The organism is Candidatus Planktophila lacus (assembly GCF_002288325.1).
In the GTDB taxonomy this organism is placed as follows: domain Bacteria; phylum Actinomycetota; class Actinomycetes; order Nanopelagicales; family Nanopelagicaceae; genus Planktophila; species Planktophila lacus.
Genome location: NZ_CP016780.1, coordinates 731,214 through 757,013, shown reverse-complemented (window position 1 = coordinate 757,013; position 25,800 = coordinate 731,214). Strand labels below are relative to the sequence as shown.

At 48.2% G+C, this 25,800-nt stretch carries 27 protein-coding genes and 3 tRNA genes; 22 read left to right on the top strand and 8 right to left on the bottom strand.

The features are described from left to right. Nucleotides 1-3: 3 nt before the first annotated feature. From A1sIIB106_RS03795 to A1sIIB106_RS03775, 6 genes are all read right to left on the bottom strand, one after another. Nucleotides 4-552 carry a DUF4287 domain-containing protein gene (locus A1sIIB106_RS03795; RefSeq protein ID WP_223299465.1) on the bottom strand — a complete coding sequence of 183 codons (549 nt, stop codon included), beginning with the start codon at nt 550-552 and terminating at the stop codon, nt 4-6. 2 nt (nt 553-554) lie between these two features. Then, a complete protein-coding gene (locus tag A1sIIB106_RS07150; RefSeq protein ID WP_190277162.1) occupies nt 555-728 on the bottom strand; it encodes a hypothetical protein in 174 nt (57 codons plus the stop codon). A gap of 44 nt (nt 729-772) precedes the next feature. Beyond that, nucleotides 773-844, bottom strand: a tRNA-Val gene (locus A1sIIB106_RS03790). A gap of 55 nt (nt 845-899) precedes the next feature. Continuing rightward, the gene (locus A1sIIB106_RS03785) at nt 900-1,244 is read right to left on the bottom strand and encodes a phosphomannose isomerase type II C-terminal cupin domain (protein WP_095677402.1); all 345 of its coding nucleotides are present in this window, start codon (nt 1,242-1,244) and stop codon (nt 900-902) included. 28 nt (nt 1,245-1,272) lie between these two features. Continuing rightward, nucleotides 1,273-1,346: transfer RNA gene (locus tag A1sIIB106_RS03780), tRNA-Cys, on the bottom strand. A 77-nt stretch (nt 1,347-1,423) separates the two neighbouring features. Beyond that, nucleotides 1,424-1,496, bottom strand: a tRNA-Gly gene (locus tag A1sIIB106_RS03775). Nucleotides 1,497-1,572: 76 nt separating this feature from the next. On the opposite strand from A1sIIB106_RS03775, the gene A1sIIB106_RS03770 reads away from it, so the two are divergent. Genes A1sIIB106_RS03770 through A1sIIB106_RS03755 form a run of 4 tightly spaced genes read left to right on the top strand, consistent with a single transcriptional unit; the run spans nt 1,573 to nt 5,871 of the window. Then, on the top strand, nt 1,573-2,574 hold the full coding sequence (locus tag A1sIIB106_RS03770; RefSeq protein WP_223299464.1) for a chorismate-binding protein: 1,002 nt from the start codon (nt 1,573-1,575) through the stop codon (nt 2,572-2,574). Continuing rightward, the gene (locus tag A1sIIB106_RS03765) at nt 2,571-3,335 is read left to right on the top strand and encodes an aminotransferase class IV (RefSeq protein ID WP_095677401.1); all 765 of its coding nucleotides are present in this window, start codon (nt 2,571-2,573) and stop codon (nt 3,333-3,335) included. The genes A1sIIB106_RS03770 and A1sIIB106_RS03765 overlap by 4 nt, the downstream gene beginning before the upstream one ends. 4 nt (nt 3,336-3,339) lie before the next feature. Further along, the gene (thrS, locus tag A1sIIB106_RS03760) at nt 3,340-5,328 is read left to right on the top strand and encodes a threonine--tRNA ligase (protein WP_095677400.1); all 1,989 of its coding nucleotides are present in this window, start codon (nt 3,340-3,342) and stop codon (nt 5,326-5,328) included. Between the two features lie 3 nt (nt 5,329-5,331). Beyond that, nucleotides 5,332-5,871: an HIT family protein gene (locus A1sIIB106_RS03755; RefSeq protein ID WP_095677399.1), complete on the top strand. Its 540-nt coding sequence runs from the start codon at nt 5,332-5,334 to the stop codon at nt 5,869-5,871. Here A1sIIB106_RS03755 and A1sIIB106_RS03750 read toward each other — a convergent pair whose 3' ends face one another. Beyond that, nucleotides 5,872-6,465 (bottom strand): hypothetical protein, encoded by a 594-nt coding sequence (locus A1sIIB106_RS03750; protein ID WP_095677398.1) that lies wholly within the window; start codon nt 6,463-6,465, stop codon nt 5,872-5,874. Between the two features lie 48 nt (nt 6,466-6,513). Between A1sIIB106_RS03750 and pgsA the strand changes: the two genes are divergently transcribed. Genes pgsA through A1sIIB106_RS03680 form a run of 14 tightly spaced genes read left to right on the top strand, consistent with a single transcriptional unit; the run spans nt 6,514 to nt 20,168 of the window. Continuing rightward, complete coding sequence (pgsA, locus tag A1sIIB106_RS03745) at nt 6,514-7,107, top strand: phosphatidylinositol phosphate synthase (protein ID WP_095677863.1); 594 nt, start codon at nt 6,514-6,516, stop codon at nt 7,105-7,107. 4 nt (nt 7,108-7,111) lie between these two features. After that, nucleotides 7,112-8,002 carry a phosphatidylinositol mannoside acyltransferase gene (locus A1sIIB106_RS03740; protein ID WP_095677397.1) on the top strand — a complete coding sequence of 297 codons (891 nt, stop codon included), beginning with the start codon at nt 7,112-7,114 and terminating at the stop codon, nt 8,000-8,002. Then, nucleotides 7,999-9,177 carry a glycosyltransferase family 4 protein gene (locus A1sIIB106_RS03735; protein ID WP_095677396.1) on the top strand — a complete coding sequence of 393 codons (1,179 nt, stop codon included), beginning with the start codon at nt 7,999-8,001 and terminating at the stop codon, nt 9,175-9,177. The genes A1sIIB106_RS03740 and A1sIIB106_RS03735 overlap by 4 nt, the downstream gene beginning before the upstream one ends. Then, nucleotides 9,178-9,681, top strand: a complete 504-nt coding sequence (locus A1sIIB106_RS03730) for a hypothetical protein (protein ID WP_095677395.1) — start codon at nt 9,178-9,180, stop codon at nt 9,679-9,681. Beyond that, a complete protein-coding gene (locus A1sIIB106_RS03725) occupies nt 9,671-10,726 on the top strand; it encodes a DUF3048 domain-containing protein (protein WP_095677394.1) in 1,056 nt (351 codons plus the stop codon). The genes A1sIIB106_RS03730 and A1sIIB106_RS03725 overlap by 11 nt, the downstream gene beginning before the upstream one ends. A 47-nt stretch (nt 10,727-10,773) precedes the next feature. Then, on the top strand, nt 10,774-11,661 hold the full coding sequence (pdxS, locus tag A1sIIB106_RS03720; RefSeq protein WP_095677393.1) for a pyridoxal 5'-phosphate synthase lyase subunit PdxS: 888 nt from the start codon (nt 10,774-10,776) through the stop codon (nt 11,659-11,661). 11 nt (nt 11,662-11,672) lie between these two features. Further along, a complete protein-coding gene (pdxT, locus tag A1sIIB106_RS03715) occupies nt 11,673-12,263 on the top strand; it encodes a pyridoxal 5'-phosphate synthase glutaminase subunit PdxT (RefSeq protein WP_095677392.1) in 591 nt (196 codons plus the stop codon). A 60-nt stretch (nt 12,264-12,323) separates the two neighbouring features. Further along, complete coding sequence (locus A1sIIB106_RS03710; protein ID WP_095671157.1) at nt 12,324-13,076, top strand: YebC/PmpR family DNA-binding transcriptional regulator; 753 nt, start codon at nt 12,324-12,326, stop codon at nt 13,074-13,076. A 33-nt stretch (nt 13,077-13,109) separates the two neighbouring features. Continuing rightward, nucleotides 13,110-13,664 carry a crossover junction endodeoxyribonuclease RuvC gene (ruvC, locus tag A1sIIB106_RS03705; protein WP_223299463.1) on the top strand — a complete coding sequence of 185 codons (555 nt, stop codon included), beginning with the start codon at nt 13,110-13,112 and terminating at the stop codon, nt 13,662-13,664. Continuing rightward, complete coding sequence (ruvA, locus tag A1sIIB106_RS03700) at nt 13,661-14,266, top strand: Holliday junction branch migration protein RuvA (protein ID WP_095677391.1); 606 nt, start codon at nt 13,661-13,663, stop codon at nt 14,264-14,266. The genes ruvC and ruvA overlap by 4 nt, the downstream gene beginning before the upstream one ends. A gap of 13 nt (nt 14,267-14,279) precedes the next feature. Further along, on the top strand, nt 14,280-15,344 hold the full coding sequence (ruvB, locus tag A1sIIB106_RS03695; protein ID WP_095677861.1) for a Holliday junction branch migration DNA helicase RuvB: 1,065 nt from the start codon (nt 14,280-14,282) through the stop codon (nt 15,342-15,344). Between the two features lie 11 nt (nt 15,345-15,355). Beyond that, nucleotides 15,356-16,930 (top strand): protein translocase subunit SecD, encoded by a 1,575-nt coding sequence (secD, locus tag A1sIIB106_RS03690; protein ID WP_095677390.1) that lies wholly within the window; start codon nt 15,356-15,358, stop codon nt 16,928-16,930. A 3-nt stretch (nt 16,931-16,933) separates the two neighbouring features. After that, nucleotides 16,934-18,004, top strand: coding sequence for a protein translocase subunit SecF (gene secF, locus A1sIIB106_RS03685; RefSeq protein ID WP_095677389.1), 1,071 nt, complete (start codon nt 16,934-16,936; stop codon nt 18,002-18,004). 10 nt (nt 18,005-18,014) lie between these two features. Further along, nucleotides 18,015-20,168: a RelA/SpoT family protein gene (locus tag A1sIIB106_RS03680; RefSeq protein ID WP_095677388.1), complete on the top strand. Its 2,154-nt coding sequence runs from the start codon at nt 18,015-18,017 to the stop codon at nt 20,166-20,168. A gap of 25 nt (nt 20,169-20,193) precedes the next feature. Here A1sIIB106_RS03680 and A1sIIB106_RS03675 read toward each other — a convergent pair whose 3' ends face one another. After that, nucleotides 20,194-21,513, bottom strand: coding sequence for a DUF349 domain-containing protein (locus tag A1sIIB106_RS03675; RefSeq protein ID WP_095677387.1), 1,320 nt, complete (start codon nt 21,511-21,513; stop codon nt 20,194-20,196). 142 nt (nt 21,514-21,655) lie between these two features. Here A1sIIB106_RS03675 and A1sIIB106_RS03670 point away from each other — a divergent pair, with 142 nt between their 5' ends. From A1sIIB106_RS03670 to A1sIIB106_RS03655, 4 genes are all read left to right on the top strand, one after another. Continuing rightward, nucleotides 21,656-22,312, top strand: coding sequence for an MBL fold metallo-hydrolase (locus A1sIIB106_RS03670; RefSeq protein ID WP_095677386.1), 657 nt, complete (start codon nt 21,656-21,658; stop codon nt 22,310-22,312). Further along, entirely contained in the window at nt 22,309-23,571 is a 1,263-nt protein-coding gene (gene hisS, locus A1sIIB106_RS03665) for a histidine--tRNA ligase (RefSeq protein ID WP_095677385.1), read from the top strand. Before A1sIIB106_RS03670 ends, hisS begins: the two co-directional genes overlap by 4 nt. A 35-nt stretch (nt 23,572-23,606) precedes the next feature. Further along, on the top strand, nt 23,607-25,355 hold the full coding sequence (aspS, locus tag A1sIIB106_RS03660; RefSeq protein WP_095677384.1) for an aspartate--tRNA ligase: 1,749 nt from the start codon (nt 23,607-23,609) through the stop codon (nt 25,353-25,355). A gap of 64 nt (nt 25,356-25,419) precedes the next feature. Next, the gene (locus A1sIIB106_RS03655) at nt 25,420-25,791 is read left to right on the top strand and encodes a DUF948 domain-containing protein (protein ID WP_095677860.1); all 372 of its coding nucleotides are present in this window, start codon (nt 25,420-25,422) and stop codon (nt 25,789-25,791) included. Nucleotides 25,792-25,800: the final 9 nt, after the last annotated feature.

Sequence of the window (25,800 nt, the reverse complement as noted above, 5' to 3'; positions counted from 1 at the left end):
AAGTTATTTCTTAATGCTCGCCTTGATCATCTTCTGCAGAACTTTCTCGTCTACAGGCCAATCGTTAGGTAGCGCGATGGTTTTCTTAGTGATTCGATACTCAGCGAAGTACGGCGTGAACTCCTTAAGAACTTCTTGGTTCCAAGGCGCGATATTGATGTGGTTGGTTGCAGCAGATGCGCCGAAAATATACTCATCACCATTCTTAAGCATCGGTTGGTTCCAGGCCATCACCAGTTCTAGCTGGGGAAACTTGCTTTGAATAGCCTTAAATATCTTCTTCATCGTCTTAGCCTGATCAGGCTTGATAGTTTTGAAATAATCAGCAGGTGTTTCGTGCCTTCTAGATGATACGGATCCTCTTGAGAACATTACGAGTGCATTTGCATGTACTTGAGAGAAACCATAGTTCTCGCGCAGGTGCGCTATCTGCTCTGGGTATTTTTTACCGTCTAACTTCTTCATAACCGCAAACCAGTACCTCATCGGTTCGCCATACTTCTTCTCGATCGATGGAAAATGCGCTTCTCGCGATGGGTCTTTTGGAGCCACTCTTACTTCTTTCGCTTATCCCGCACATTCAGATACACGGCATAGCCCATGTAGAGAAATACCGATGGTGGGTATAAAAAGATAGGGATGATTAGAAGAATTACCGCGACGATCTTCATATTCGAAGATAGGCGATCCCATTCACCCATAAATCCCGTACGAGGCTCCTTCTCCATTTAAGCCACTCCTTCAATCAAATACACAACTTCACTGCTTTGCGTGGACGATACTGGGATCGAACCAGTGACCCCCACAATGTCAATGTGGTGCTCTACCGCTGAGCCAATCGTCCGGGTCTAAAATTTCGGTATCTATTAAGTTGTGCTGGAAAGTATAGCCGAGGCTATTTAGCGGCCGAAATCGTCTTCGATACGCTCAATGTCATCCTCGCCAAAGTAAGTACCTGTCTGTACTTCGATAAAGATGACATCGTCTGATCCAATATTTTCAATTCTGTGAAGATCACCGATTTCAATATCTAGTGAATCACCGGTGGACATTTCGAAGATATCTCCATTGAGAGTTATCTTCGCTTGACCTTGAACGATGAACCAATGCTCTGCGCGCTTTTCATGGCGTTGATATGAAAGACGTTTACCTGGATTTACCCAGATGGTTTTTACTTTATGAGCGGCGCTTTCAGCCAAGATTTCATAACGTCCCCACGGACGTTGTGATTGATCTTCGCTCATCTTCTTCTCCAGTAGAACTTTGTCTTATTGGAGGTCGGAACGGGATTTGAACCCGTGTAGAGGGATTTGCAGTCCCTTGCCTCGCCTCTCGGCCATCCGACCATTCTTTATTTCTTGGAACTTACTACTATAGAAAAACCGCCACCTGAAAAATTAATTCCAAAGCGGCGGATAATCCGAGCGGACGACGGGGTTCGAACCCGCGACCTGAACCTTGGCAAGGTTCCGCGCTACCAGCTGCGCTACGTCCGCATTTCGTGCGGGGGCAAATCTAGCGCAGCAAGGGGCTATCCGCCAAAGTGAGCGCTTTCACCGTAGCGTTAGGGCTATGGATCTGCGCGATGACTCATTCTGGATGGGTCGAAGGTATGCCAGATCTCTTGTAGAAGTAACGAACGATCTTTCGCGACTCGATGATGGAAACTTTTGGGCGGTGGCGATCTCTTTTGAAGGGGAAGTTACTCTTGCAAGGTTTAGATCTAACTTTGAAGCAGATTTCCCATTTAGCGGTTCGCATTGGAAGCCCTTGGAAGGCGATTGGATCTCATCTCTTAGCAAAGTCCAGTACGGCAAGTATGTAGAAAATATTAGAAGCTCGATATCCGATGGTTGGGTGTATCAAGTCAACGCTTGTCGACAGTTGCAGGTTGCATCAGATCGAGAAGAACTCGCTTCGCTCTTTGGCAAATTACTAAGCGAGAACCCCGCACCACATGCCGCATATCTCTCTATTCCGCAGTTTAAAATTGCATCGGCATCACCCGAACTCTTTCTGTCACGTAATGGTTCTTCGGTGAAGACTTCACCAATAAAAGGCACTCAAACTTTGGGCAAACAAGGATTTGGCAATAAGGATCAATCCGAAAACGTGATGATCGTTGATTTGATGCGCAATGATTTCGGGCGTATCTGTGAGCCTGGTTCAGTGGATGTCTCACAGCTTCTTCGTAGCGAAGAACATCCTGGTCTTCGCCACTTGGTCTCCGACGTCGTTGGTGAACTTCGGAAAGATATCTCTTGGTCGGCAATTTTTGAGGCGTTACTTCCCGCCGGTTCCATAAGTGGAGCGCCAAAGAGTTCGGCGCTATCTGTAATTGCAGAAAATGAAGAGATTAAACGTGGTCCTTACTGTGGTGTTCTGGGTTGGGTAGAAGGCGATCGCGCTGAGCTGTCAGTTGCTATTCGCATCTTCTGGCAAGAAAACGATGGGTTACTTAAATTTGGAACCGGCGCTGGAATTACCTACGGAAGCGATCCGATTTTGGAATGGGAAGAGACTGAGTTAAAGGCGCAACATCTGATTTCGATTGCAGGAGGATCTATCAAATGAAGATCTGGCTTAACGATCAAATCTGTGATTCTCAAGTAATCGATCTTGACTCCGATGGTTGGCCTGTCGGGAACGGTGTTTTCGAAACCATCAGAACTGAAAATGGTGAAGTTTTCGAATTAGCGCGCCATATGCGCCGAGCAGCAACCGCTGCCAGAAATTTCGAAATTAAGTTACCTGGCGAGGATCAGATCAGAGATGCAATCGCAGCGCTGCTTACTGTAGAACCTCACCAGCTCGGCCGGTTGAGATTACTGTTCTCAAAAGATTGGTTTGTCGCTGTACATCAAAGTTATGAAGAAATTCTACTACCTGCAAAATTGAAGGTCATAGATGAAAGCAGATTGGTTGACCCAATCGCATTTAAAACCTTTCCATATAGCCACCGAACCGGTTTGCTGCATTTAGCGCAGCGAGACGGCTTTGACGAGATCATCTGCGTCAATGAATCGGGTGAGATAACCGAAGGTGCGGTCTCCAATTTTCTCTTCCTAATTGATGGGCAGTGGGTTACGACCCCGCTAAGTGCAGGCGTTTTACCTGGAGTGCAACGCGCCATAACCATCGAAAGATGTGGTGTTACTGTCCAATCTTTGACGCGTCGCGACATAGAACGCGTGGATTCTGCAATTGTTATTTCAAGTCTAAAGATTGGTCTAGCCGTTACATCAATCGATAATCGTGATCTCGTCGTTGATGGGCAATGTCGATCATTCCTAGAGGAAATTCGCGCCCAGACGCATTCTCATTCGGTAGGCTAGGAACATGTCCCAGCTCTCGATCACCGTAGATGGTCGCGCCGTAAGCGTTGCAGATGACCAACGCCCAACCCATCTCTTCGCCGAAAGCAAAGAGATCGTCGTCTGCAAGATAAATGGCGAACTCAAAGATCTATGGACTGATCTCAAAGACGGTGATGTTGTCGAGGGAGTTTCAATTTCCTCTCCAGAAGGTTTATTGGTTCTGCGCCACTCAACTGCTCACGTAATGGCGCAAGCGGTTCAGCAAGTCTTTTCGCAGACTCGCCTCGGAATCGGTCCACCGATCACAGATGGTTTTTATTACGACTTCGACCCAGAGCGTCCGTTTAATCCAGAAGATTTAGAGAAGATTGAAAGCGCGATGCGCAAGATCGTAAAAGAAGGCCAACGTTTTCGCCGCCGCGTTACAAACGAAGCAGATGCTCTTAAAGAGTTGGCGAACGAGCCATATAAATGCGAGTTAATTGGAATTAAATCTGGAGCAGGAGAAGAAGCCAGCGTTGAGGTTGGGGGAGCAGAGCTCACCATCTATGACAATTTAGGTCGCGATGGACAACCCGTTTGGTCTGATCTTTGTCGTGGTCCGCATCTACCTTCAACGAAACATATTCCAGCATTTAAATTGATGCGTAGCGCTGCCGCATATTGGCGCGGTTCTGAGAAGAATCCAATGCTGCAACGAATCTACGGAACTGCTTGGCCATCGCCAGAAGAGTTAGCTGCTTACTTAGAACTTTTGGCAGAGGCGGAAAAGCGCGATCATCGCCGCCTTGGTACTGAACTCGATCTATTCTCGTTTCCGGAGGAAATTGGATCAGGTCTTGCCGTCTTTCATCCCAAAGGCGGCATTGTCCGTCGCGCTATGGAAGATTATTCACGCAAGCGCCATGAAGATGAAGGTTACGAATTCGTTTACTCACCACATCTAACCAAGTCTGCGCTCTTTGAAAAGTCTGGCCACTTACAGTGGTACTCAGAAGGTATGTATCCACCGATGGTGATGGATGAAGAGCTACACGCTGACGGAACTATCAAGCGTGCTGGACAGCAGTACTACATGAAGCCGATGAACTGCCCTTTCCACAATTTGATTTTTGCATCACGCGGACGTTCCTATCGCGAGCTCCCGCTTCGTCTCTTTGAGTTCGGAACTGTCTATCGCTACGAGAAATCAGGTGTAATCCACGGACTCACTCGTGCCCGCGGCTTTACTCAAGATGATGCCCACATTTACTGCACAAAAGAACAGATGGTGGGAGAGCTAGATTCGCTCTTAACCTTTGTACTTAATTTGTTACGTGATTACGGCTTAGAAGATTTCTATCTCGAACTCTCTACTCGTAACCCTGAAAAATCGGTGGGAGAAGATAGCGACTGGGCCGAAGCAACCGAAGCGTTACGTAAAGCGGCGGTAGCCCAAAATCTAGAACTCGTTCTCGACGAAGGTGGCGCAGCGTTTTATGGGCCAAAGATTTCAGTTCAAGCAAAAGATGCAATTGGACGTACTTGGCAGATGTCGACGATCCAAGTTGATTTTCAGTTGCCACAGCGCTTTGAACTCGAATACTCCGCAACTGACGGAACCCGTCAACGACCAGTGATGATTCACCGCGCACTATTTGGTTCTATCGAACGTTTCTTTGGTGTGCTTACTGAGCACTACTCAGGAGCATTCCCGCCATGGTTGGCGCCAGTTCAAGTAACCGCCATCCCAGTTGCTGAAGCTTTTGCGGATTACCTTGCTTCGGTTGTGAAAGAGTTTAAAGCAGCGGGTATCCGAATCGATTTAGATGCCTCCGATGACCGGATGCAGAAGAAGATTCGCAATGCGCAGATGCAGAAAGTTCCTTATATGTTGATCGCAGGCGAAGAAGATCAACAAGCCGGCAAAGTTTCGATTCGCTATCGCAACGGTGAACAGAAGAACTCAATCGCTGTTGCAGATGCCATTGCCGAAATTCGCACCGCTATTGCAGAACGTAAACAGGTTTAAGTAATGCGCGAAGGCGACCAAGTAATTCCAGGCGGGGCAGGAATGCCCGATCGTTGGGAACGACTTTGGGCGCCGCATCGTATGGAGTATTTAAAGGGCGAGAACCGCCCGCTTGCTGGAAATGAAGTTACTTGCCCCTTCTGCGAAATTCCGAAGATGAGCGATGAAGAAGGCCTAGTTGTTGCTCGCGGAACAAACGCTTACGTTGTTATGAATCTCTACCCGTATAACGCTGGTCACTTACTAATCTGCGCATATCGCCATGTCGCCGATTTAACCGAGCTCAATCAGGACGAACGTAACGAAATATTCGAGCTAAGTGCGCATGGGATGAAAACTCTACGTAAGGTTTCGGCGCCAGCCGGGTTTAATCTTGGTATGAATCAAGGCGCGATATCAGGTGCCGGAGTTGCAGAACATATCCACCAACATATTGTTCCGCGCTGGTCTGGCGATGTTAACTTCATGCCGATCATCGGACAGACCAAGGTGCTGCCAGTTCTTCTATCTCAAACCCGCGACGAACTCGCACAAGCTTGGTAGTTAACTTCTTACCGCTCTTGCTATAAAAGCGTTCACAATATCCAGACCGATTCCTTTGCTGATCACAACTGGAATTGCTGGAAAGAGTAAACCTGCCTCAAACGCGCTTTCTCCCGCATCTTCTACCGCTTCTAAATATTCACTTCTGAAATCTGCAACTAGCTCTTTATGTTCCGCATCGCTATCTCTACGTGAAATGGGGCTTTGCGAATAATCAATTATTTCGAGCGTCTCAAGATCAATCAGTGCAGATGGATTTCCTGCATCGTCATGGAGAACTAAGTACGGGGTTACTAGAGGATCGAAGACTCGATTAGCAAGTAATACCGCATCGTCGAAATCTGAATCGCTTCCCTCTAATTCATTTACAACAACTAAACGTGGTAACTGGAAGTCAGAGAGAGTGGTCCAAAGATCAATCGTTTCTTGATCAATTCCGGCAGCGGGATTAATTGCAAAGATTGCTAGTTCGCTCTCGGCTATTGGTTCATTGGAATGAACCGCACCGAAGAGTTCGGCTAGCGCTTTTGGTTGAGAGGAGACGTGGCCATATATATGGATACGCGGATTAGCGCTATCTCTAATTGAACTCACAGGCGTCAGAATAGGTGAAAATCCGTGGGTGAGCCTACGATGGACCTGATGTTAAGCGCCTCTATAAAACCCGCAGTCACCCGCGCTATCAATCCGATTGCTCGCGGTGCCCTTGCCATTGGTTTAACTCCAAATGCAGTGACCTTCATTGGGGCAATTGGCCTGGTTACCTCCGCGCTCTATTTCTATCCCAAGGGCGACTTCTTTATCGGAACGCTTGTTATCTCTTTCTTTGCACTGAGCGATCTTTTTGATGGTGCAATGGCGCGAATCTCCCATAAAGGCGCCAGCGCATGGGGTGGATTTTTAGATTCAACAATCGATCGACTTACAGATTCGGCTATCTTGGTTGGTTTAACTCTTTACTTAGTGGATGCCGATGACTCATTAACTTCTGTTGTGATTGGTGCGCTAGTTTTTGGCTCACTAGTTCCATACATCAGAGCCAAGGCCGAGAGCATGCAAATCTCTTGTTCTGGCGGAATCGCAGAACGAACCGAGCGTTTGATAATTTCCCTCACAGCAATTGGACTGGAAGGACTTGGAGTTCCATTCGCGCTAGCGATCGGCATCTGGCTTCTTCTAGTTCTCGCCGTGGTTACCGTTATCCAACGAATTTTGATTGTGAAGGCAGCGCTGTAACGCAATGAATTTTGATTTCGCAGTGGCAGGTGGGTACTTCGCTGGTTGGCGCATCGTCCGTGCCTTACCAGAAAAATTCGCATATAAAACTTTTGAAAAAATCGGTCAGTACGCACTTTTGCGAAATGGAACAAGCGTGAAAAGACTGCGCTCTAACCTGTCACGAGTTTGCCCCACTTACTCTTCATCTGAGATGGACGAGCTGATGCGCAGCGCCATGAGTTCTTACATGCGTTATTGGTGTGACACATTTAGATCGCCAGATTGGTCACGTGAGCGAATTGCTGCAACAGTCACTGTTGACGGTGAAGATTTACTAACCACGCCGATGACGAACGGAACTGGTGTAGTTGTTTCCCTTCCTCACGCAGGAAACTGGGATCATGCAGGCTCTTACTTCTGCGGAATGGGATTCCCACTTGTTACTGTTGCAGAACGTTTAAAGCCGGAAGCGCTCTTCAATAAATTCTTGGAGTATCGCCAGAATATCGGGATGGAAGTTCTTTCACTTGATTCAAGATCAATCGTCACCCTTCTGCAAAGGGCGCGTGAAGGTCGGTTGATCGCCCTTGTTGCCGATCGCGATCTTTCTAAGAGCGGCGTAGATGTTTCATTCTTTGGACATCCTGCACGCATGCCCGCCGGCCCAGCACTACTTGCAATCAGGACTGGCATCCCACTAATAACCGCATATGTTTCTTACACACCTACTGGAATTCACATCGTTTTCACTTCAGTTGAAATCCCAACAACGGGAAGTGAAGAAGAAAGAGTTTCTCAAGTAGTTCAGCGTTGCGCTGACCTCTTTGCAAGAGGAATCGCATCATCACCACAAGATTGGCATATGTTGCAGCGAATCTGGATTGATGGAGATTTCCAGGAGCGAAGCGCATGAACCAGAAAAAATTACGGATCGGATTAGTTTGTCCATACGGTTGGGATACACCGGGTGGCGTACAGAGCCATGTTCGCGATCTTGCCGAGTATCTGATTGCAAAAGGCCATTACGTATCCGTTTTAGCACCAGTTGTTGATGAAGAGAAGGCTCCTGAATATGTAACAAGTGCGGGAAAACCTATAGCCATTCCATATAACGGAGCCGTGGCGCGCCTGCTCTTTGGACCAATCGCATTTGCCAGAGTGCGCCAATGGATAACCAATGGCAAGTTTGATCTCTTACATCTGCACGAGCCAGCGATTCCATCGATTTCATTATTGGCCTGTTGGGCTGCAGAAGGCCCGATGGTGGGAACATTTCATGCCGCCGCAAAACGTCAGAAGGCGATCTTTGCAATCGGACCAATCCTTGAGCCGGTTATTGAAAAGTTAACGGCGCGAATCGCAGTAAGTGAAGCCGCTCGTTCCACTCTGACAGAGCACCTAGAAACTGACGCGGTTGTGATTCCAAACGGTATTTATGCTGATCGATATCGCGACGGCGAAGTGGTTGAGAAATGGAGCGGTAACACAATTGGATTTATTGGCCGCTATGAAGAGCCGCGCAAAGGTTTGCCTGTACTACTTGAAGCGCTGCCAATAATCGCGCGTTTTGCGCCTGATGTAAGAGTATTAGTAGCAGGGCCTGGAGAGAGTAAAGAGGTAATAGAAAGCATCGATCCTCAATTACGAAGCCGCTTCGAATTCCTTGGCAGAATCTCTGAGAAAGAGAAAGCGGATTTTCTATCATCTGTTGCTATTTATGTAGCGCCAAATACTGGAGGAGAATCCTTCGGAATAATTCTGGCTGAGGCGTTAGCTGGGGGAGCGGCGGTACTTGCCAGCGATATCCCAGCTTTTGATTCACTTCTTGGCCATGGAGAATATGGTGCGCTCTTTAAGTCAGAAGATCCCCAGGATCTGGCGCGCGTTGCAATAGATCTGCTGCGCGATGGCGACAAACGCAGAGCACTTGCCAAGCGAGGTAAAGAATATGCACAACGCTTTGATTGGGATGTCGTCGCAGAAGATATTTATTCGATCTACGAAATGGCTCTTGTGGGAAGTTCTGGGGTAACTCTTTCTTCAGAAAATCGTGCCTGGAATCGCTTCCTAGGAAGAGAAGGAAGTTAAATGGAAAAGTATTTTCTTATTGCCTTCATCATAATCTTTGCGATTTGGTATCTCTCGTATTCGGCAACGAGGTTAGATCGTCTTCATAATCGCGTTGAAACCAGTTGGGCAAATCTTGATGGCCTTCTACAACGTCGCGCTGCGGTTGCTTTGGAAATTGCCAAGAGCGAGATCGCTGATCCTGCTTCTTCACTTCTCTTAACTGCTGCTGCGCACCAAGCGCGAGATGCGCAAATGCGCGCACGTTCGCAGGCTGAAAGCGGACTATCTGGTGCGCTGGGTCTTTTGTTGCATGATGGGCATTTGGTAAGTGGCTCAATAGAAAAGGATTTGTTAAGAGAGTTAAGTGAGTTAACCGACAAGATTCGTGTCGCAATCGCTCTACATGTTGATGCTGTCAATCGCACGCAAATGGTGCGACGTAAGCCTGTCTTCAGGATTTTTCGTTTAGCTGGACGGGCACCACTTCCCGTGACCTACGAGTTCGAAGCCGATGTTCTTTAAAAAGTTTGCTATCTCGACAATTGGAGTTACATCCATCTTTGTTGTTGGCTTGGGCTTTTTCTCGCCTGATCAGTTCTCGAAATTAGGTGAAATTGAAAACGTCTTCAAGGATCCTGAGCCGGTTAACTCATTGAGTGGTCGCATCGGAAGCGATGGACCAATTCTGGTGGTAAAGATCGATGACACTCCGCCGGCGCATCCACAAGCGGGGCTCGAAGATGCTGATGTGGTTTATATAGAGCAAGTAGAAGGTGGACTCACCAGACTGGCTGCCGTCTTCTCCTCAACTATCCCGACGGTAATAGGACCTGTAAGAAGTGCGCGTATCTCGGATATAGAAATACTTGAGCAGTTTGGTCGTGTGGCATTTGCTTACAGTGGCGCACAGAAAAAATTATTACCAGTAATTGGTGCAGCAAACCTGGAGAACTTAGGAGCACAGCGCCAGTCACGCGAAATCTATACAAATGATCCGCTTCGTAGCGCACCGACGGCGATGATGCTGCAGGCGCAAACTTTGATGCAAAAAGTTAAGGAACAGCAACTTCCTGTTGCAATTTCGAAGAACGTTGGATGGAATTTTGCAGAATCCTTCGATACTGGAACGGCAATCGCCTCAGCTAAAGTTTCTTGGCCGGCAAATTCATACGATGCGGTCTGGTCAAATTTGAAGAAGCGCTGGCTGCTCTCACACAAAGGTGTTCCAAACATTTCAGCCAGTGGCGTTCATTTAGCTGCGAGTACCTTCGTAATTCAGATCGTTTCAATTACTCCATCTGAATATGGAGATAAGTTCGGAGGCGTTACTCCATTCACCGCAACGGTCGGGTCAGGTAGTGGCTACATTCTTCGCGACGGTAAATACATTTCCGCGCTATGGGATCGTCCAACGCCTGAATCAGGAACTGCTTGGAAAACCACTTCTGGAGAAACGATCCCCTTCGCACCGGGGCAAATTTGGATCGCGTTAACCGATAAGGAACCAGTATTTACGCCTATTCCATCGAAAATCCCCGCAGATGCGCCATCTGCTGCAGCAAAGTAGTATTAAGCCCTTAACTATTTAATTAGATATTTCTTAGGGAGTTAGCGATGTCAGAGGCAGTCGGAACAGCTCGCGTTAAGCGCGGTATGGCAGAAATGCTTAAGGGCGGCGTCATCATGGATGTCGTCAACGTTGAGCAGGCCAAGATCGCTCAAGATGCAGGTGCATGTGCCGTTATGGCTCTCGAACGCGTACCTGCTGATATTCGCGCCCAAGGCGGCGTCGCTCGCATGTCAGATCCAGACATGATCGAAAAAATTAAAGCGGCGGTAACAATTCCTGTAATGGCTAAGGCTCGTATCGGTCACTTCGTCGAAGCTCGCATTCTCGAATCTCTAGGCGTTGATTACATCGACGAATCAGAAGTTTTAACTCCAGCAGATTTTGAAAACCATATTGATAAGTGGGATTTCAAAGTTCCTTTCGTGTGCGGAGCAACAAACTTAGGTGAAGCGCTCCGTCGGATTAATGAAGGCGCCGCAATGATTCGCTCAAAGGGCGAGGCAGGTACTGGAGATGTTTCCAACGCCATGATGCATATGCGCAAGATCGGGGCAGAAATCCGTCGCCTATCTTCCATGCGCGAAGATGAACTCTATGTTGCCGCAAAAGAGTTACAAGCTCCTTACGCACTTGTTAAAGAAGTAGCTGAGACCGGAAAACTTCCTGTCGTCCTATTTACTGCTGGTGGTATCGCAACTCCTGCCGATGCGGCTTTAATGATGCAGATGGGCGCTGACGGCGTATTCATTGGCTCAGGAATCTTCAAGTCAGGCGATCCTGCAACTCGCGCAGCTGCTTGCGTTAAAGCAACCACATTCTTCGAGGATGCAAAAGTAATTGCCGATGCCTCACGTGGTCTTGGTGAAGCGATGGTTGGAATCAATGTTGCTGATCTTCCTGCACCACACCGCTTAGCTGAACGCGGCTGGTAGTTAATTAGAAAATGAAGATTGGCGTTCTTGCTCTTCAAGGTGATTTTCGCGAGCACCTAGTTGCAGCAAAGAGCGCTGGCCATGCTGCGCTAACGGTCCGTCGCCCAGAAGAGCTTGCTGAAGTAGATGCGCTCATTCTTCCTGGGGGAGAATCAACAACGATTGCACATCTTGCAAGTACCTTTAACTTGATGCAACCGATAAGAGATCGAATCAAATCAGGTATGCCGGTCTATGGATCATGCGCTGGAATGATTCTTTTAGCTGATCGAATTATCGATGGATCGGATGGGCAAGAAACTTTCGGTGGCATTGATATGACCGTGCGAAGAAATGCCTTTGGTCGCCAAGTTGATTCCTTTGAAAGCGATCTTGATTTTCAAGGCGTCAATCTGCACGCAGTCTTCATTCGTGCGCCTTGGGTAGAAGAAGTCGGCGCAACGGTTGAGGTCCTAGCAACAGTGAAAACTGCGAAGGGATCGCACGCGGTAGCTGTTCGACAAGGAAGGCTCTTGGCAACCTCATTCCATCCCGAGTTAACTGGAGATTTACGCGTACATCGCTACTTCTTTGATCAAGTCTGTACAGGCGCGATAAAGTAAGCGAAGTGAATTACGCGGTTTAGATACCGCTCAACGAGAGTGAAAGTTTGAGGTCACGCCATGTCAGGCCATTCCAAATGGGCAACGACAAAGCATAAGAAAGCGGTAATCGATAGCCGCCGTGCAAAGAACTTTGCAAAACTCATTAAGGCTATTGAAGTTGCATCACGTAATGGTGGGCCAGATGTTGATGGCAATCCAACTCTCTTTGATGCGATCGCAAAGGCAAAGAAAAACTCGATGCCCGCCGATAACATCGAAAGAGCGGTAAAGCGTGGCGCTGGACTCGAATCCGGCGGATCTGACTGGCAGACAATTATGTACGAAGGTTACGGACCAAATGGCGTTGCGATCATGATTGAATGTTTATCAGATAACCGAAATCGCGCAGCTTCAGAAGTTCGCGTAGCCGTAACTCGCAACGGTGGTTCGATGGCAGATCCTGGATCAGTTTCCTATCTCTTTAATCGCAAAGGTGTAATCATCATTGCTAAGGCGGAGTCGGTAACAGAAGAGAAAATTCTCGAATCTGTGCTTGAAGCCGGAGCCGAAGAAGTAAACGATTTAGGTGAATCTTTTGAGGTTGTCTGTGAGGCTAGCGATCTGGTTGCAGTTCGCACAGCGTTGCAGAACTCAGGCCTTGATTACGAATCCGCCGATTCATCATTCTTGCCATCGATGTCCATTCCCTTGGATGCAGAAGGCGCCACCAAGGTCTTCGAACTAATTGATGCCATTGAAGAGTTGGATGATGTGCAGAATGTTTACAGCAACTTCGATGTCTCCGACGAGGTTATGGCGAGCCTTTCCTAGCTCTTTGCGGACTCGGACATAGGCTTTGAAGTTATGAGCCAAGCAACGCTGAGAGTTTTGGGTATCGACCCGGGCCTTACGCGCTGCGGCATAGGCGTTATTGAAGGCCTACCCGGATCACAACTTAAGTTGATTAGCGTGGGAGTGATCAAGACTCCCAGCGATAACCCGCTAGAACAGCGTCTCTTGCAGCTCGAAGAAGAGATCACTAATTGGGTAAGCAAATATCAACCAGATCGGATCGCAGTTGAAAGAGTTTTTTCGCAGCACAATGTTCGTACCGTGATGGGCACCGGACAAGCTGCGGGTATTGCACTACTAGTAGCTGCAAGAGCAGGTATTCCAGTTGTCATGCACACACCGAGTGAAGTCAAGGCTGCCGTAACTGGTTCAGGTCGAGCTAATAAGGTACAAGTCGCCGAGATGGTTAAAAGGTTGCTTTCCTTGACCGAGATTCCTAAACCAGTTGATAGCACCGATGCCTTGGCACTTGCGATCTGCCATATTTGGCGCGGTGGTGGAAACAGCAAAATTGAAGCCGCACTTGCTGCTGAAAAATCACGGCTAGCCAAGTTGGTGCGCAAATGATTTCACTTGTTAACGGCGTTGTCCGCTCTATTTCGCTAGATAAGGTAATAGTTGAAGTCGGTGGAGTCGGCTTATCCCTTGCGGTTACTCAAAAGACTTCTGCCCAACTTAATATTGGCGTGCAAGCGCAGCTGTTTACAACGTTGGTTGTCCGCGAAGATGCGCTAACGCTTTATGGATTTCTTGAGGACGGAGATCGCGCGCTTTTCGAATTAGTTCAGACAGTTAGTGGAATTGGTCCAAAGGTTGCGCTCTCCATTGTTTCGGCGCTATCACCATCGCAGTTAGCCGTTGCTGTAGCCCAAGAAGATATCTCTGCTATTGAAAAGGTTCCTGGAATTGGCCGCAAGGGTGCACAGCGTTTAATCCTTGAGTTAAAGGGCAAGTTAACTGATTTTGGAACCTCCTCGAAGAGTGATCGCCATCAACCAGTTTGGCGTGAACAATTAACTAGCGCACTTGTCTCGCTCGGATTTAGCGCTAAAGATTCAGATGCGGCAATTTCACAAGTAGTAGCGCGGCTTTCTGAAGATGGCGTCGATGCGCAAACTCTTGAACTCTCCGATCTCTTAAAGCGCGCACTTTCGCAGGGTGGACGTTAAAGTGGCTAACGATATGAGCGATGATCGTTTAGTAGCGCCAGAATTTAGTCAGGATGACTCAGCTGCCGAACACGCGCTACGTCCAAAGACTCTCGATGATTTCATTGGGCAGCATCGCGTTCGAGATCAGATTGATGTCTTGTTATCAGCAGCACGTTCACGCGGCTCGGCCGCCGATCACATCCTGCTTAGCGGTCCACCCGGACTCGGAAAGACAACTCTTGCTTTGATTTTAGCTAGCGAAATGCAAACACCGATTCGTATAACTAGCGGTCCTGCGATCACTCACGCTGGAGATTTAGCGGCGATTTTATCTTCACTAGTTGAAGGAGAGATTCTCTTCTTGGATGAGATTCACCGTTTGCCAAGACCTGCTGAAGAACTTCTCTACCTTGCAATGGAGGATTTCCGCGTTGATGTTGTCGTAGGTAAAGGACCGGGAGCAACTGCGATTCCATTACAACTGCCGCGCTTTACATTAGTTGGGGCAACTACACGCGCAGGATTACTTCCTAGTCCGCTAAGGGATCGCTTCGGCTTTACTGCACATCTTGATTTCTATGAGTCCACTGAACTCGCTGAAGTAATTCGTCGCAGCGCTGCTTTACTGCAACTGACAATTGAAGAAGAGGCGGTACTTGAAGTTGCTGGCAGGTCTCGCGGCACACCACGTATCGCCAATCGTTTATTGCGTCGCGTCCGCGACTATGCCCAAGTTCGCACAAGTGGTGGAGCCAGCGCTAAAGCTGCAAATGCCCTCACTCACTCAGATGCGATGGCCGCGCTTGAAATGTATGAAGTAGATGAGAAAGGTTTGGATCGACTAGATCGTTCAGTGCTGACCGCACTTATCGAGCGATTTAATGGGGGACCGGTTGGTCTTTCAACGCTGGCGATTGCAGTGGGTGAAGAGACGGAAACGGTCGAAGCCGTGGCTGAGCCATTCTTGGTAAGAAATGGTTTTATGGCCCGCACTCCGCGGGGTCGTATCGCCACCGAACTCGGGTGGCGCCATTTAGGGCGAACCCCTCCTGCTGGGATCGCAACCCTTTTCGACACGCCCGCGCCCAACGCATAGACTCTGCTCTTATGTCCACACCAAATAAAACTGTGAAGAGCCCTGCCCGCTCTGGCCGCGCCCTTTTGATTCTGGCGCTCATTATCTTCGGTCTACTTGCAACCACCTTTATCCAAGGTGTTTCTTCGGTCAAGCTAGGTCTCGATCTTCGAGGCGGAACCAGCGTGACGCTGCAACCCCGAGCGTCAAATGACTCCAACAAGGTAACTTCTGAGGCGATAGATCAAGCAGTCTCAATTATTCGCCAGCGCGTTGACTCAATTGGTGTAGCAGAAAGTGAAGTAACTGCTCAAGGAAGCGGAACCAATCGACAGATCGTTATCTCTGTTCCAGGAGATAGCGGACGTCGCGTTGTGGATCTTGTTGGCCAAACTGCAGAGCTTCGTTTTCGTCAGGTACTAGCAGAAGGTTCTGGCATATCAAATCCTGCTGACACTTCAACTGCTGCAACACCTGCAGCCGGCGTTAACGCTGATCTCAATGCGAAGTACGCCGCACTTGATTGCACCGATCCTGCTAGTCGTGAAGGTACTGGCGCTGATAGTCCGGCCGACACAATTGTTTCTTGTTCTCGCGATGGCGGTGCAAAGTACATTCTCGCTCCAGCTGAAGTTCTCGGAACTCAAGTCTCTTCCGCCGAGGCTGGATATGACCCATCACAAGGCCTTGCTTGGTTTGTTTCTCTAACCTTCAATGGCGATGGCACAAAGGCATTTGGCGCACTAACTAACCGCGTAACTTCGCTGCAATCACCGCTCAATCAAGTTGCGATTGTTCTCGATGGTTTAGTTGTTTCTGCACCAAGAATTAATGAAGCGATTCCATCAGGAAATGCTCAGATCACTGGGTCTTTCTCACAAGTTGAAGCGCAAGATCTTGCAAATGTTCTTAAATACGGAGCTTTGCCGTTGGCATTCGACCGCGGTGAGGTGCAGCAAGTATCACCAACCCTGGGCGCTGACCAGTTAAGCGCTGGCCTTTTGGCTGGCGCGTTGGGACTTGGTTTAGTTCTTATCTATTCACTTCTTTACTATCGCGGACTCGGTCTCGTAGTAGTTGGTTCACTTGCGCTAGCAGCTGCAATTGTTTACCTGCTCTTCCTAGTACTCGGTGAAACGATTGGATTTACTCTCACCTTGGCAGGTATCGCTGGTGCCATTGTGGCGATCGGTGTTACCGCAGACTCATTTATCGTCTTCTTCGAACGCATCCGCGATGAAGCGCGTGAAGGCCGTTCAATCCGCTCGGCGGTTGAAAGTGGTTGGGCTAAGGCGCGTCACACGATTTTGGTTGCAGATGCTGTTTCTCTGATTGCTGCTGCTTTGCTCTACTTCTTCGCAGTTGGTGGCGTACGTGGCTTTGCTTTCACTCTAGGTCTCACAACACTTGTCGATTTAATTATCGTCTTCTTCTTCACCAAGCCAATGGTGAGCATCTTGGCCGGAGTTAAATTCTTCTCTTCCGGTCATCCGCTTTCGGGGCTATCGCCTAAGAGCATCGGTATGAAGAATTATAGAACTGCATCGATCACAACTGATTCAACCAAAACTGTTTCTACCCAGTCTGTTTCAACATTGGAGGCATAAGCCATGGTAAAACTCTCAGGTCTTGGCGGTCGTCTTTACTCTGGCGAAACTTCATTTAACATCGTTGGTAATCGCCGTCGTTGGTACTCAATCTCAGCAATTTTCATCTTGCTATCAATAGGTGCCCTCTTGATTCAAGGTCTTCACCTTGGAATCGAATTTAAGGGTGGTTCTTCTTACACAGTAAATAAGGCGGGCACGACAGTTGAACAAGCGCGCGCTGCTGTTGCAGATGTTGATATTCCTGGAGAAATCATTGTTCAGAAGATCGGTGATGACAAAGTAAAGGTTCAGACTGGTGCGCTTTCTGCGGCACAGTCAGCGGCAGTTGAAAAAGCTTTGACTATCGCCTTTAACGTACCGCTTGAATCAATCGACACTCAGTTGATCGGACCTTCATGGGGTAAGGAAATTACTAAGAAGGCGCTCTACGGACTTATCGCATTCTTAATCGTAATTATGATCTTCTTGACGATGATCTTTGAACCCAAGATGGCAGTTTCTGCGATCGTGGCCGTTGTGCATGACGTCTTTATTACAGTTGGAATCTATGCACTCGTCGGGTTCGATGTTACCCCCGCAACTGTGATCGGATTCTTAACGATCCTTGGTTATTCGCTGTATGACACCGTTGTTGTATTCGATAAGGTTCGCGAGAACACCAAATCTGTTGCTGCAGTGGGCAAAGTTACATATTCACAAGCGGCAAACTTGGCAGTTAATCAGACAATCGTGCGTTCTGCTAACACTTCTTTGATTGCACTTCTTCCAGTTGGTGCGATCCTCTTTGTAGGTGCTGGCTTACTTGGCGCCGGAACTCTCAAGGATCTATCCCTTGCTTTGTTTATCGGGCTTGCAGTTGGTACTTACTCTTCAATCTTTATCGCTCCACCATTCCTGGCATCACTTCGCGAGAAGGAACCAGCGATGCAAGCACTTGCAAAGCGAGTTGCCTCGCGCGGGGGAGCAGAGCCAGTCTCAGCATCAGTGAGTGCAAATAGTGAGAGAGCAGCGATACGCCCAAGTGTTGGTCGCGGACCTCGCAATCAACCAAAGCGCAAGGGTCGCAAGTAAGGCGCAGCCTTTGAACGCTCTAGTTGCACCACTATTAGCAACACTTAAAGAGAGCCACCCAACAAGTCGGCTCTCTGAAGTTGAGCGCGCTTTTGAAATCGCAAAGCAGGCCCATGTAGGGCAAATGCGTAAATCCGGTGAAGAGTACATAACTCATCCCGTCGCGGTTTCGCAGATTCTGGCTGAACTTGGTTTAAATGACACAACAATAATCGCCTCCCTTCTGCACGACACCGTTGAAGATACGCCTTATTCGCTCACTCAATTACGTTCTGATTTCGGCGACGAGATTGCTAACTTAGTTGATGGAGTCACCAAGTTAGATAAATTAACTTACGGTCCGACCGCTGAGGCTGAGACGGTTCGCAAGATGGTCGTTGCCATGTCGCGCGACATTCGAGTTCTGGTGATAAAACTTGCAGATCGATTACATAATGCGCGCACTTGGAAGTTTGTTAGCACTGAGAGCGCTGAGCGAAAAGCACGTGAAACTTTAGATATTTATGCCCCTCTAGCGCACCGCTTAGGTATGAATGCAATTAAATGGGAGCTGGAAGACCTCTCCTTCGAGGTTCTGGAACCTAAGAAGTTTGAAGAGATTTCCCGGTTAGTTGCCGAGCGTTCGCCTTCCCGCGATGCGCTGTCACAAGAGGTAATTGATGCGGTGCAAAGTGATCTAGATCGAGATGCGATCACTGCGACAGTTACAGGGCGCAAAAAACATTATTTCAGCGTCTATCAGAAGATGGTGGTGCGAGGACGCGATTTCAACGATATCTATGACTTAGTCGGTATTCGCGTCTTGGTAAATGACGTCAAGGATTGCTACGCAGTTCTTGGTTCGATTCACGCTCGCTGGTCGCCTGTGCCAGGACGATTTAAAGATTACATCGCAATGCCAAAATTCAATCTATACCAGTCATTGCATACAACGGTGATTGGGCCAAACGGCAAGGCGATAGAAATCCAGATTAGAACTTTTGAGATGCATTCCCGTGCTGAGTTCGGTATCGCAGCGCATTGGAAGTACAAGCAAGGCAATGAGTCAAAGAACTCCTCACCAGAGATGCTTTGGCTACGCCAGTTGCACGAGTGGCAGAAAGAGACTGAGGATCCTTCAGAATTCCTCGAAGCGCTCCGTTTTGATTTAGGCAGTCCCGAAGTCTTCGTATTTACTCCAAAGGGGAGCGTGATTGCTCTTCCTGGTGGATCTACACCTGTCGACTTCGCATACTCAGTGCATACAGATGTCGGTAGCAAATGCGCTGGCGCAAAAGTAAATGGTCGCTTAGTTCCACTTGATACCCGCTTAGTTAATGGTGATGTGATCGAGATAGTTACCAATAAGAGCGAAAACGCAGGGCCATCACGCGATTGGCTTAACTTTGTTAAATCTCCTCGAGCCAGATCGAAGATCAAAGCGCACTTCAGCAAAGAGCGTCGCGAGGAAGCGATTGATGCTGGGCGCGAATCTATTGCGCGTCAAATGCGTAAAGCAGGACTACCACTTCAGAAAATCTTTGCAGGACATTCTTTACTGGAGCTGGCACACGAACTGCGCTATCCCGATATCTCTGCGCTCTATAGCGCTGTAGGAGATGGGCATGTTTCTGCAGCTTCCATTATTGAAAAATTAGTTGTTTCGCTAGGCGTGGAAGATTCGCACCCTGAACCAACTATCGATGTTATTCCAACCGGATCCCACTCAATTAGACGTTCAAGTAGCGCAATCGAAGTTGAAGGCGTGGGCGATGTGCTAGTGAAGCTAGCCCGCTGCTGTACGCCAGTTCCTGGAGATGGAATTATCGGATTTATCACCAAAGGAAGTGGCATCTCAGTCCATCGCGATGATTGCATCAACGCTGCTGACTTGCAGTTAAATCAAGGCGAACGAATTGCAAAGGTGCGCTGGCTCGATGGAGCCGGAAGCGTATTCCTAGTAAATATCCAAGTAGAGGCGCTAGATCGATCACGTTTGTTGGCAGATGTAACGAGAGCGCTATCTGAACAGCATGTAAATATTTTAAGCGCTGCAGTGAATACCTCAAAGGATCGAACCGCGATCAGCAAGTTCACCTTTGAAATGGCAGATGCGACGCATCTCGACTCAGTCTTAGCTGCAGTACGCGCCGTTGAAGGCGTCTACGACGTCTATCGCAACTAACTCGATAGTTTTAAGAAAGTAAAGTTTAGTTAAATTCAGCGAGAGACTTTTCAGCCTCGGCCAACCAGACCTTACGAGCAGCAGCTGAATCAAGGGCTTCTTGTGCCTTCTTCGCATTTCCGGCAGAGGTTGATTTCGCCGCAATCTTCTCGTAGTTAGCGATTGAATCAGACAGCTGCTTAACCACATCGGCAGCACGAGCCTTTGCAGCTGGATCTGTCTTACGCCAGATCTCAGCCTCAGCACTTTTTATCGCTTCTTCGACTTTAGCTACTCGCGCATCCATTGCTGCTCGCTTGTCACGATGAGTAATGCCGATCTTCTCCCAAGAGCGAGAAAGTTCGCGGAACGAGTTCTTCGCGGCTTTTACATCAGTAAATGGCACTAGCGCCTCAATCTGAACTATCAACTCTTCGCGCTTGGCTAGGTTTGCAACCATTGAAACTTCGCGCTTTTCAAGATCAGCGTTCTTTGCGGTGAAGAAATGATCTTGTGACGCTTTGAACTTAGCCCAAAGCTTGGCATCTTCACTTGGCTTACCGCGACCGGCAGCCTTCCACTGATCCATCAGAGTTTTGAAAGCGCGCGCGGTGGCAACCCAATCCGTTGATGTAGCAAGTTTAGAAGCCTGCTCAACAAGTGCTTTCTTAGCCGCAGATACCTTTGCCGTTGTCTCTTCTAGAGTTGCAAAATGAGTTCTACGACGCTTATCAAACTTATTGCGTGATGCAGAAAAACGCTTCCAAAGTTCTCCATCTACTTTCTTATCTAGCCGAGGAGCTGACTTCCACTCTTCGAGCAGTGTTTTTAAGCGATCTCCGGTTACCTTCCAATTTTCAGAGAGCGCTAGCGATTCAGCTTCAGAAACTATCTTCTCTTTCTCAACCATTACTTGTTCGCGACGCGCAGCTTTTACCGCAGCTTCTGCAACCTTCTTGGCTTCATATGCTTCGCGGTGACCTTCGATTAGTGGCTCAATCTGATCAACTGAGGCAGCGAGTGCTGCGAGATCGCCAACACCATTTAACTCGCGGACTTGCTGACGTAACTTCTTGACTGCTTCATACGCATCATCTGGAACCATGGCGCCGCTTGTGATGCGGGCTGCGGTCAGCGCGACCTCGGATGCTAGAGCTTCAAATTTTCTTACAAAATATTGCAACGCTTCTTCAGCAGTTTTTCCGGGATATGAACCAACGGCCTTTTCGCCTTCTGGAGTACGAACATAAACCGTGCCATCTTCTGCGACTCGACCGAACTTTGATGGATCTCCAATTAGCGCAGATGCTGCACTTGCATTGGCTGGTGTGATGTTGATTGATCCTGGATTGATTTGCTCGGTCATAGTGTTCCCTTTCAGCGCGTCGGCGATTTCGCCTTCGTTGTTTGAGTGTGCAGATGAGGTCTTGCGGAGATAAAAGGTACCCTGTCTTACTTATTGGGGAAAGTTTGCGCCTATTTGCGCGCGAAAATTAGGGGGTGAGGCGATGTTAGTTACCTCTTTTGTAGCCCCTATGTTTGCCACAAACTGTTGGGTGATCGCTGCAGGACCTGGCCAAGAGTGCATCATCGTCGATCCAGGTATGCCAGATATTTCAGATGAGATTGAGGCTCTCATTTCTGAACATGGTTTGAAACCAGTTGCAGCTTTAATCACCCACGGCCATCTTGATCACACATTCTCAGTAAAGCCACTTGCCGATGGATATGGAATTTCCTCTTATATTCACACCGAAGATCGAGATTTACTTCTAAAACCACAAGGTGCACATGGCGCTGAATTTATTCAAACGCTTGATGCCATGAAGTTTGAAGAACCAAATGAAGTTAAAAACTTACGACATGGCGATGAGATCGATCTATTAGATATGAAGATCACCGCGATTCATGCTCCGGGCCATACGCGGGGGAGCACTATGTTTACAATCAATGACGAGTTGTTGATTACTGGAGATGTTCTATTTGCAGGGTCGATCGGACGCACTGATTTGCCTTCAGGATCGCATGAAGCGATGCAAAAGACCCTAAAAACAAGAGTACTTCCCTTGAATGATGGCTTGCGAGTGTTGCCAGGACACGGTCCAGAGACAACAATTAAATTCGAGCGAAAAAATAATCCATATCTGAAAGAATTACAGGCATGAAGTACGAAAAGATTCAAGCGCCAAAAGGGGTAAGCGAATACGCACCCCCACTTTCGGCTGCCTTTGAATGGGTCCGTGAATCTCTGATCGCTCCCGCCAAGTTAGCTGGATATCAACTAATGGAGCTCCCGGTATTTGAAGACACTTCACTATTTTCTCGTGGAGTAGGCGAGTCAACTGATGTTGTATCGAAGGAGATGTACACCTTCGAAGATCGCGGTGGGCGTTCTATAACTTTGCGCCCCGAAGGCACTGCTGGTGTTATGCGTGCAGTAATCGAAAAGGGTTTAGATCGCGGGCAACTTCCCGTAAAGGTCTGGTACTCCGGAGCATTCTTCCGCGCCGAACGCCCACAAGCAGGGCGCTATCGCCAGTTCTATCAAGTTGGAATTGAAGCGATTGGTCTAGATGATCCAGCGATAGATGCTGAAGTGATTGCCATCGCAGATCAAGGATTTAAATCTTTAGGTTTAAAGAATTACCGCTTAGATATCACTTCACTTGGAGATGCCCAATCTCGCGCTGCTCATCGCGTTGATTTACTGCAATTTATATCGAAGTTGGATCTGGATGAAGCAACCGCGACTCGCGCTGCGATAAATCCACTTCGTTTATTTGACGATAAACGACCAGAGATGAAAGAGGCGATGGCAAAGGCACCTCTCTTGCTTGACTATCTCTCGGCTGACTCTGCGGAGAACTTTAAGCAGGTAAAGAGTTATCTAGATTCACTTGGTATTTCATATGTAGTAAATCCCCGAATGGTCCGCGGATTGGATTATTACACCGGCACTACTTTTGAGTTCATTCATGAAGGACTTGGGGCGCAATCAGGAATTGGTGGCGGTGGACGTTACGACGGCCTGATGGAGATTCTTGGCGGTCAAGCACTTTCTGGAATCGGTTTTGGTCTGGGCGTGGATCGAGCACTTCTTGCAGCACAAGCAGAAGGCGTTTTAGTTGAAAATCAATTCTCATCAGATCTATTCATCATTCCTTTGGGCGATAATCAAAAGAGCGCATCCTTATCTATTGCAGCGAAATTGCGTGAAGCGGGGATTCGCACGGAGATCGCCTTTGGTGATCGCGCCCTAAAGGGTGCGATGAAGGCTGCCGATAAAAGTGGATCTCGCTATGTAATCGTTCTTGGTGATAGCGAAGTAGCCTCAGGGAGCGTTGAACTCAAACGCATGAGCGATGGCAGCACGAGATCGGTTAAGATTGACCAATTACAGAGCGTTCTTCTCGGGGATCTCTGACCAACGTTTTACAAATATTAAAGGCGGCTTTTTAAATGTTACGTACTCACGATGCTGGCGCTCTGCGCGCAAGCGATGCTGGTCAGACGGTAAGCCTGGCAGGTTGGGTTGCGCGCCGCCGCGATCACGGTGGCGTTGCCTTTATCGACTTACGTGATGCCACAGGTTCAGTTCAGGTAGTCATTCGCGACGAAGCTCTAGCTGGATCTCTTCGCGCCGAATGGTGTCTGCAGATAAAGGGCGAAGTTGTTCTGCGCCCTGATGGCAATGCCAATACTTCAAACCCAACCGGAGCAATTGAAGTCATGGGCGATGACATAGTCGTTCTTAGTGAGAGCGCCGCGCTTCCCTTTCCAGTTGATAGCGGAAATGATTCTGAAATTTCTGAAGAAGTTCGCCTTAAGTACCGCTACTTAGATCTGCGTCGCGAAAAGCCGGCCGCAAATATGCGCCTACGCTCAAAGGTAACTTCAACAATTCGTCGTGTTATGGAAGATCTCGATTTTCTAGAGATTGAAACTCCTTACTTGACTCGTAGCACTCCAGAAGGTGCACGCGACTTCTTAGTTCCGGTTCGTCTGCAACCCGGAAGTTGGTATGCACTCCCTCAATCTCCACAGTTGTTTAAGCAACTCTTGATGGTTGCCGGCATGGAACGTTATTACCAAATTGCGCGCTGTTTCCGCGATGAAGATTTCCGTGCTGATCGCCAGCCAGAATTTACGCAATTAGATATAGAGATGTCTTTTATTGATCAAGCAGATATCTTGGCAGTTGCTGAAAAGCTCTTGGTTAAGATCTGGAAAGAAGCGGTTGGTTACGATATTCCAACTCCGATTCGCCATATGACTTATGCCGATGCAATGCAGAACTATGGTTCAGATAAACCAGACCTTCGTTTTGGCCTGCAGTTAGTCGAGCAGACTGAATTCTTTAAAGATACCGAGTTCCGTGTCTTCCAAGCGCCATACGTTGGTAGCGTCGTGATGCCAGGTGGCGCATCATCACCACGTCGCGAACTCGATGCTTGGCAGGATTGGGCAAAGGCGCGCGGTGCAAAAGGCCTTGCATACATCCTTGTAAATGAAGATGGAACTCTAGGTGGCCCCGTCTCAAAGAATATTTCTGAGAAAGAGACTGCCGGAATTGTTGCAGCTGCTGGCGCGAAGTCAGGCGATGCAATCTTCTTCGCCGCTGGTGAGCGTTCAGCATCCCTTTCACTTCTCGGCGCAGTTCGTCTAGAAATCGGCAAGCGCTGTAATTTAATCTCTGAAGGCGCATGGGAATTCCTATGGGTAGTGGATGCTCCAATGTTCGAACCAACGGATAATGGTGGATGGACTGCAGTGCACCACCCATTCACTGGTCCAAAGCCAGAGTTTGCAAAAACATTCGCATCTGATCCTGCCAACGCTTTGGCATATGCATATGACATAGTTCTTAACGGAACCGAACTCGGTGGCGGATCGATTCGTATCCATGATCGCCAGATTCAAAAAGATGTCTTCTCTGTCATTGGGTTAAGCGATGAAGAAGCGATGAGCAAATTTGGTTTCTTACTTGAAGCATTTAATTACGGTCCACCACCACATGGCGGAATCGCACTTGGCTTAGATCGCGTTTGCGCACTACTAACCGGAAGCGACTCAATCCGTGAAGTTATCGCCTTTCCAAAGACGGCAAGCGGGGGAGATCCGCTTACTGGGGCGCCAACGCCAATTACTCCAGCACAGCGTAAAGAGAGTGGAATTGATGGAGTTACAAAGGTAGATAGCCAGAAGTAAGGGCTATCTCAGGTAGGCTAACGATATTAAGCCGATTATTAGTGCAAATTAAGTGAGGATGGAAATGGTTACCGGTCCAGGCGGAGTAGCAACGATTATTGCGGCATGCTCACTACTTGTTATCGCCATAGCAATTTCTTACGCAGTAATCCGCATCGGCCGCCTCGTAGATGAGGCAAGAGCCTCACTTAAAGTTCTTACAGATGAGACTGCACCGTTAATTCACGAGTCAACTCGCACTGTAGAACTAGTAAATAGCCCCCTTGAAAGCTTTGCGCGCATAACTAAGAACGTAGAAGATGTAACTACAAAAGTTGCTGATGCAACGACAGGATTCATGGATAAGAGTGGTCCTGCGGTTAAAGTCGCTGGCGCGCTAATTAGCGCGGCCGGAATGAGTAAATCTCGCTCTAAAAAGAAGAAGAAGGCTGAGTGATCTCCAAAC

Bases quoted from the DNA above. Each gene is read 5' to 3' on its own strand.
- secF (WP_095677389.1), top strand. From the start codon at position 16,934: ATGGTAAAACTCTCAGGTCTTGGCGGTCGTCTTTACTCTGGCGAAACT.
- pdxS (WP_095677393.1), top strand. From the start codon at position 10,774: ATGTCAGAGGCAGTCGGAACAGCTCGCGTTAAGCGCGGTATGGCAGAA.
- A1sIIB106_RS07150 (WP_190277162.1), bottom strand. From the start codon at position 728: ATGGAGAAGGAGCCTCGTACGGGATTTATGGGTGAATGGGATCGCCTA.
- hisS (WP_095677385.1), top strand. From the start codon at position 22,309: ATGAAGTACGAAAAGATTCAAGCGCCAAAAGGGGTAAGCGAATACGCA.
- A1sIIB106_RS03675 (WP_095677387.1), bottom strand. From the start codon at position 21,513: ATGACCGAGCAAATCAATCCAGGATCAATCAACATCACACCAGCCAAT.
- aspS (WP_095677384.1), top strand. From the start codon at position 23,607: ATGTTACGTACTCACGATGCTGGCGCTCTGCGCGCAAGCGATGCTGGT.
- A1sIIB106_RS03655 (WP_095677860.1), top strand. From the start codon at position 25,420: ATGGTTACCGGTCCAGGCGGAGTAGCAACGATTATTGCGGCATGCTCA.
- A1sIIB106_RS03755 (WP_095677399.1), top strand. From the start codon at position 5,332: ATGCGCGAAGGCGACCAAGTAATTCCAGGCGGGGCAGGAATGCCCGAT.
- ruvA (WP_095677391.1), top strand. From the start codon at position 13,661: ATGATTTCACTTGTTAACGGCGTTGTCCGCTCTATTTCGCTAGATAAG.
- pgsA (WP_095677863.1), top strand. From the start codon at position 6,514: ATGTTAAGCGCCTCTATAAAACCCGCAGTCACCCGCGCTATCAATCCG.
- A1sIIB106_RS03730 (WP_095677395.1), top strand. From the start codon at position 9,178: ATGGAAAAGTATTTTCTTATTGCCTTCATCATAATCTTTGCGATTTGG.
- ruvB (WP_095677861.1), top strand. From the start codon at position 14,280: ATGAGCGATGATCGTTTAGTAGCGCCAGAATTTAGTCAGGATGACTCA.
- ruvC (WP_223299463.1), top strand. From the start codon at position 13,110: ATGAGCCAAGCAACGCTGAGAGTTTTGGGTATCGACCCGGGCCTTACG.
- secD (WP_095677390.1), top strand. From the start codon at position 15,356: ATGTCCACACCAAATAAAACTGTGAAGAGCCCTGCCCGCTCTGGCCGC.
- A1sIIB106_RS03740 (WP_095677397.1), top strand. From the start codon at position 7,112: ATGAATTTTGATTTCGCAGTGGCAGGTGGGTACTTCGCTGGTTGGCGC.
- A1sIIB106_RS03765 (WP_095677401.1), top strand. From the start codon at position 2,571: ATGAAGATCTGGCTTAACGATCAAATCTGTGATTCTCAAGTAATCGAT.
- A1sIIB106_RS03770 (WP_223299464.1), top strand. From the start codon at position 1,573: ATGGATCTGCGCGATGACTCATTCTGGATGGGTCGAAGGTATGCCAGA.
- A1sIIB106_RS03735 (WP_095677396.1), top strand. From the start codon at position 7,999: ATGAACCAGAAAAAATTACGGATCGGATTAGTTTGTCCATACGGTTGG.
- pdxT (WP_095677392.1), top strand. From the start codon at position 11,673: ATGAAGATTGGCGTTCTTGCTCTTCAAGGTGATTTTCGCGAGCACCTA.
- A1sIIB106_RS03670 (WP_095677386.1), top strand. From the start codon at position 21,656: ATGTTAGTTACCTCTTTTGTAGCCCCTATGTTTGCCACAAACTGTTGG.
- A1sIIB106_RS03785 (WP_095677402.1), bottom strand. From the start codon at position 1,244: ATGAGCGAAGATCAATCACAACGTCCGTGGGGACGTTATGAAATCTTG.
- thrS (WP_095677400.1), top strand. From the start codon at position 3,340: ATGTCCCAGCTCTCGATCACCGTAGATGGTCGCGCCGTAAGCGTTGCA.
- A1sIIB106_RS03725 (WP_095677394.1), top strand. From the start codon at position 9,671: ATGTTCTTTAAAAAGTTTGCTATCTCGACAATTGGAGTTACATCCATC.
- A1sIIB106_RS03710 (WP_095671157.1), top strand. From the start codon at position 12,324: ATGTCAGGCCATTCCAAATGGGCAACGACAAAGCATAAGAAAGCGGTA.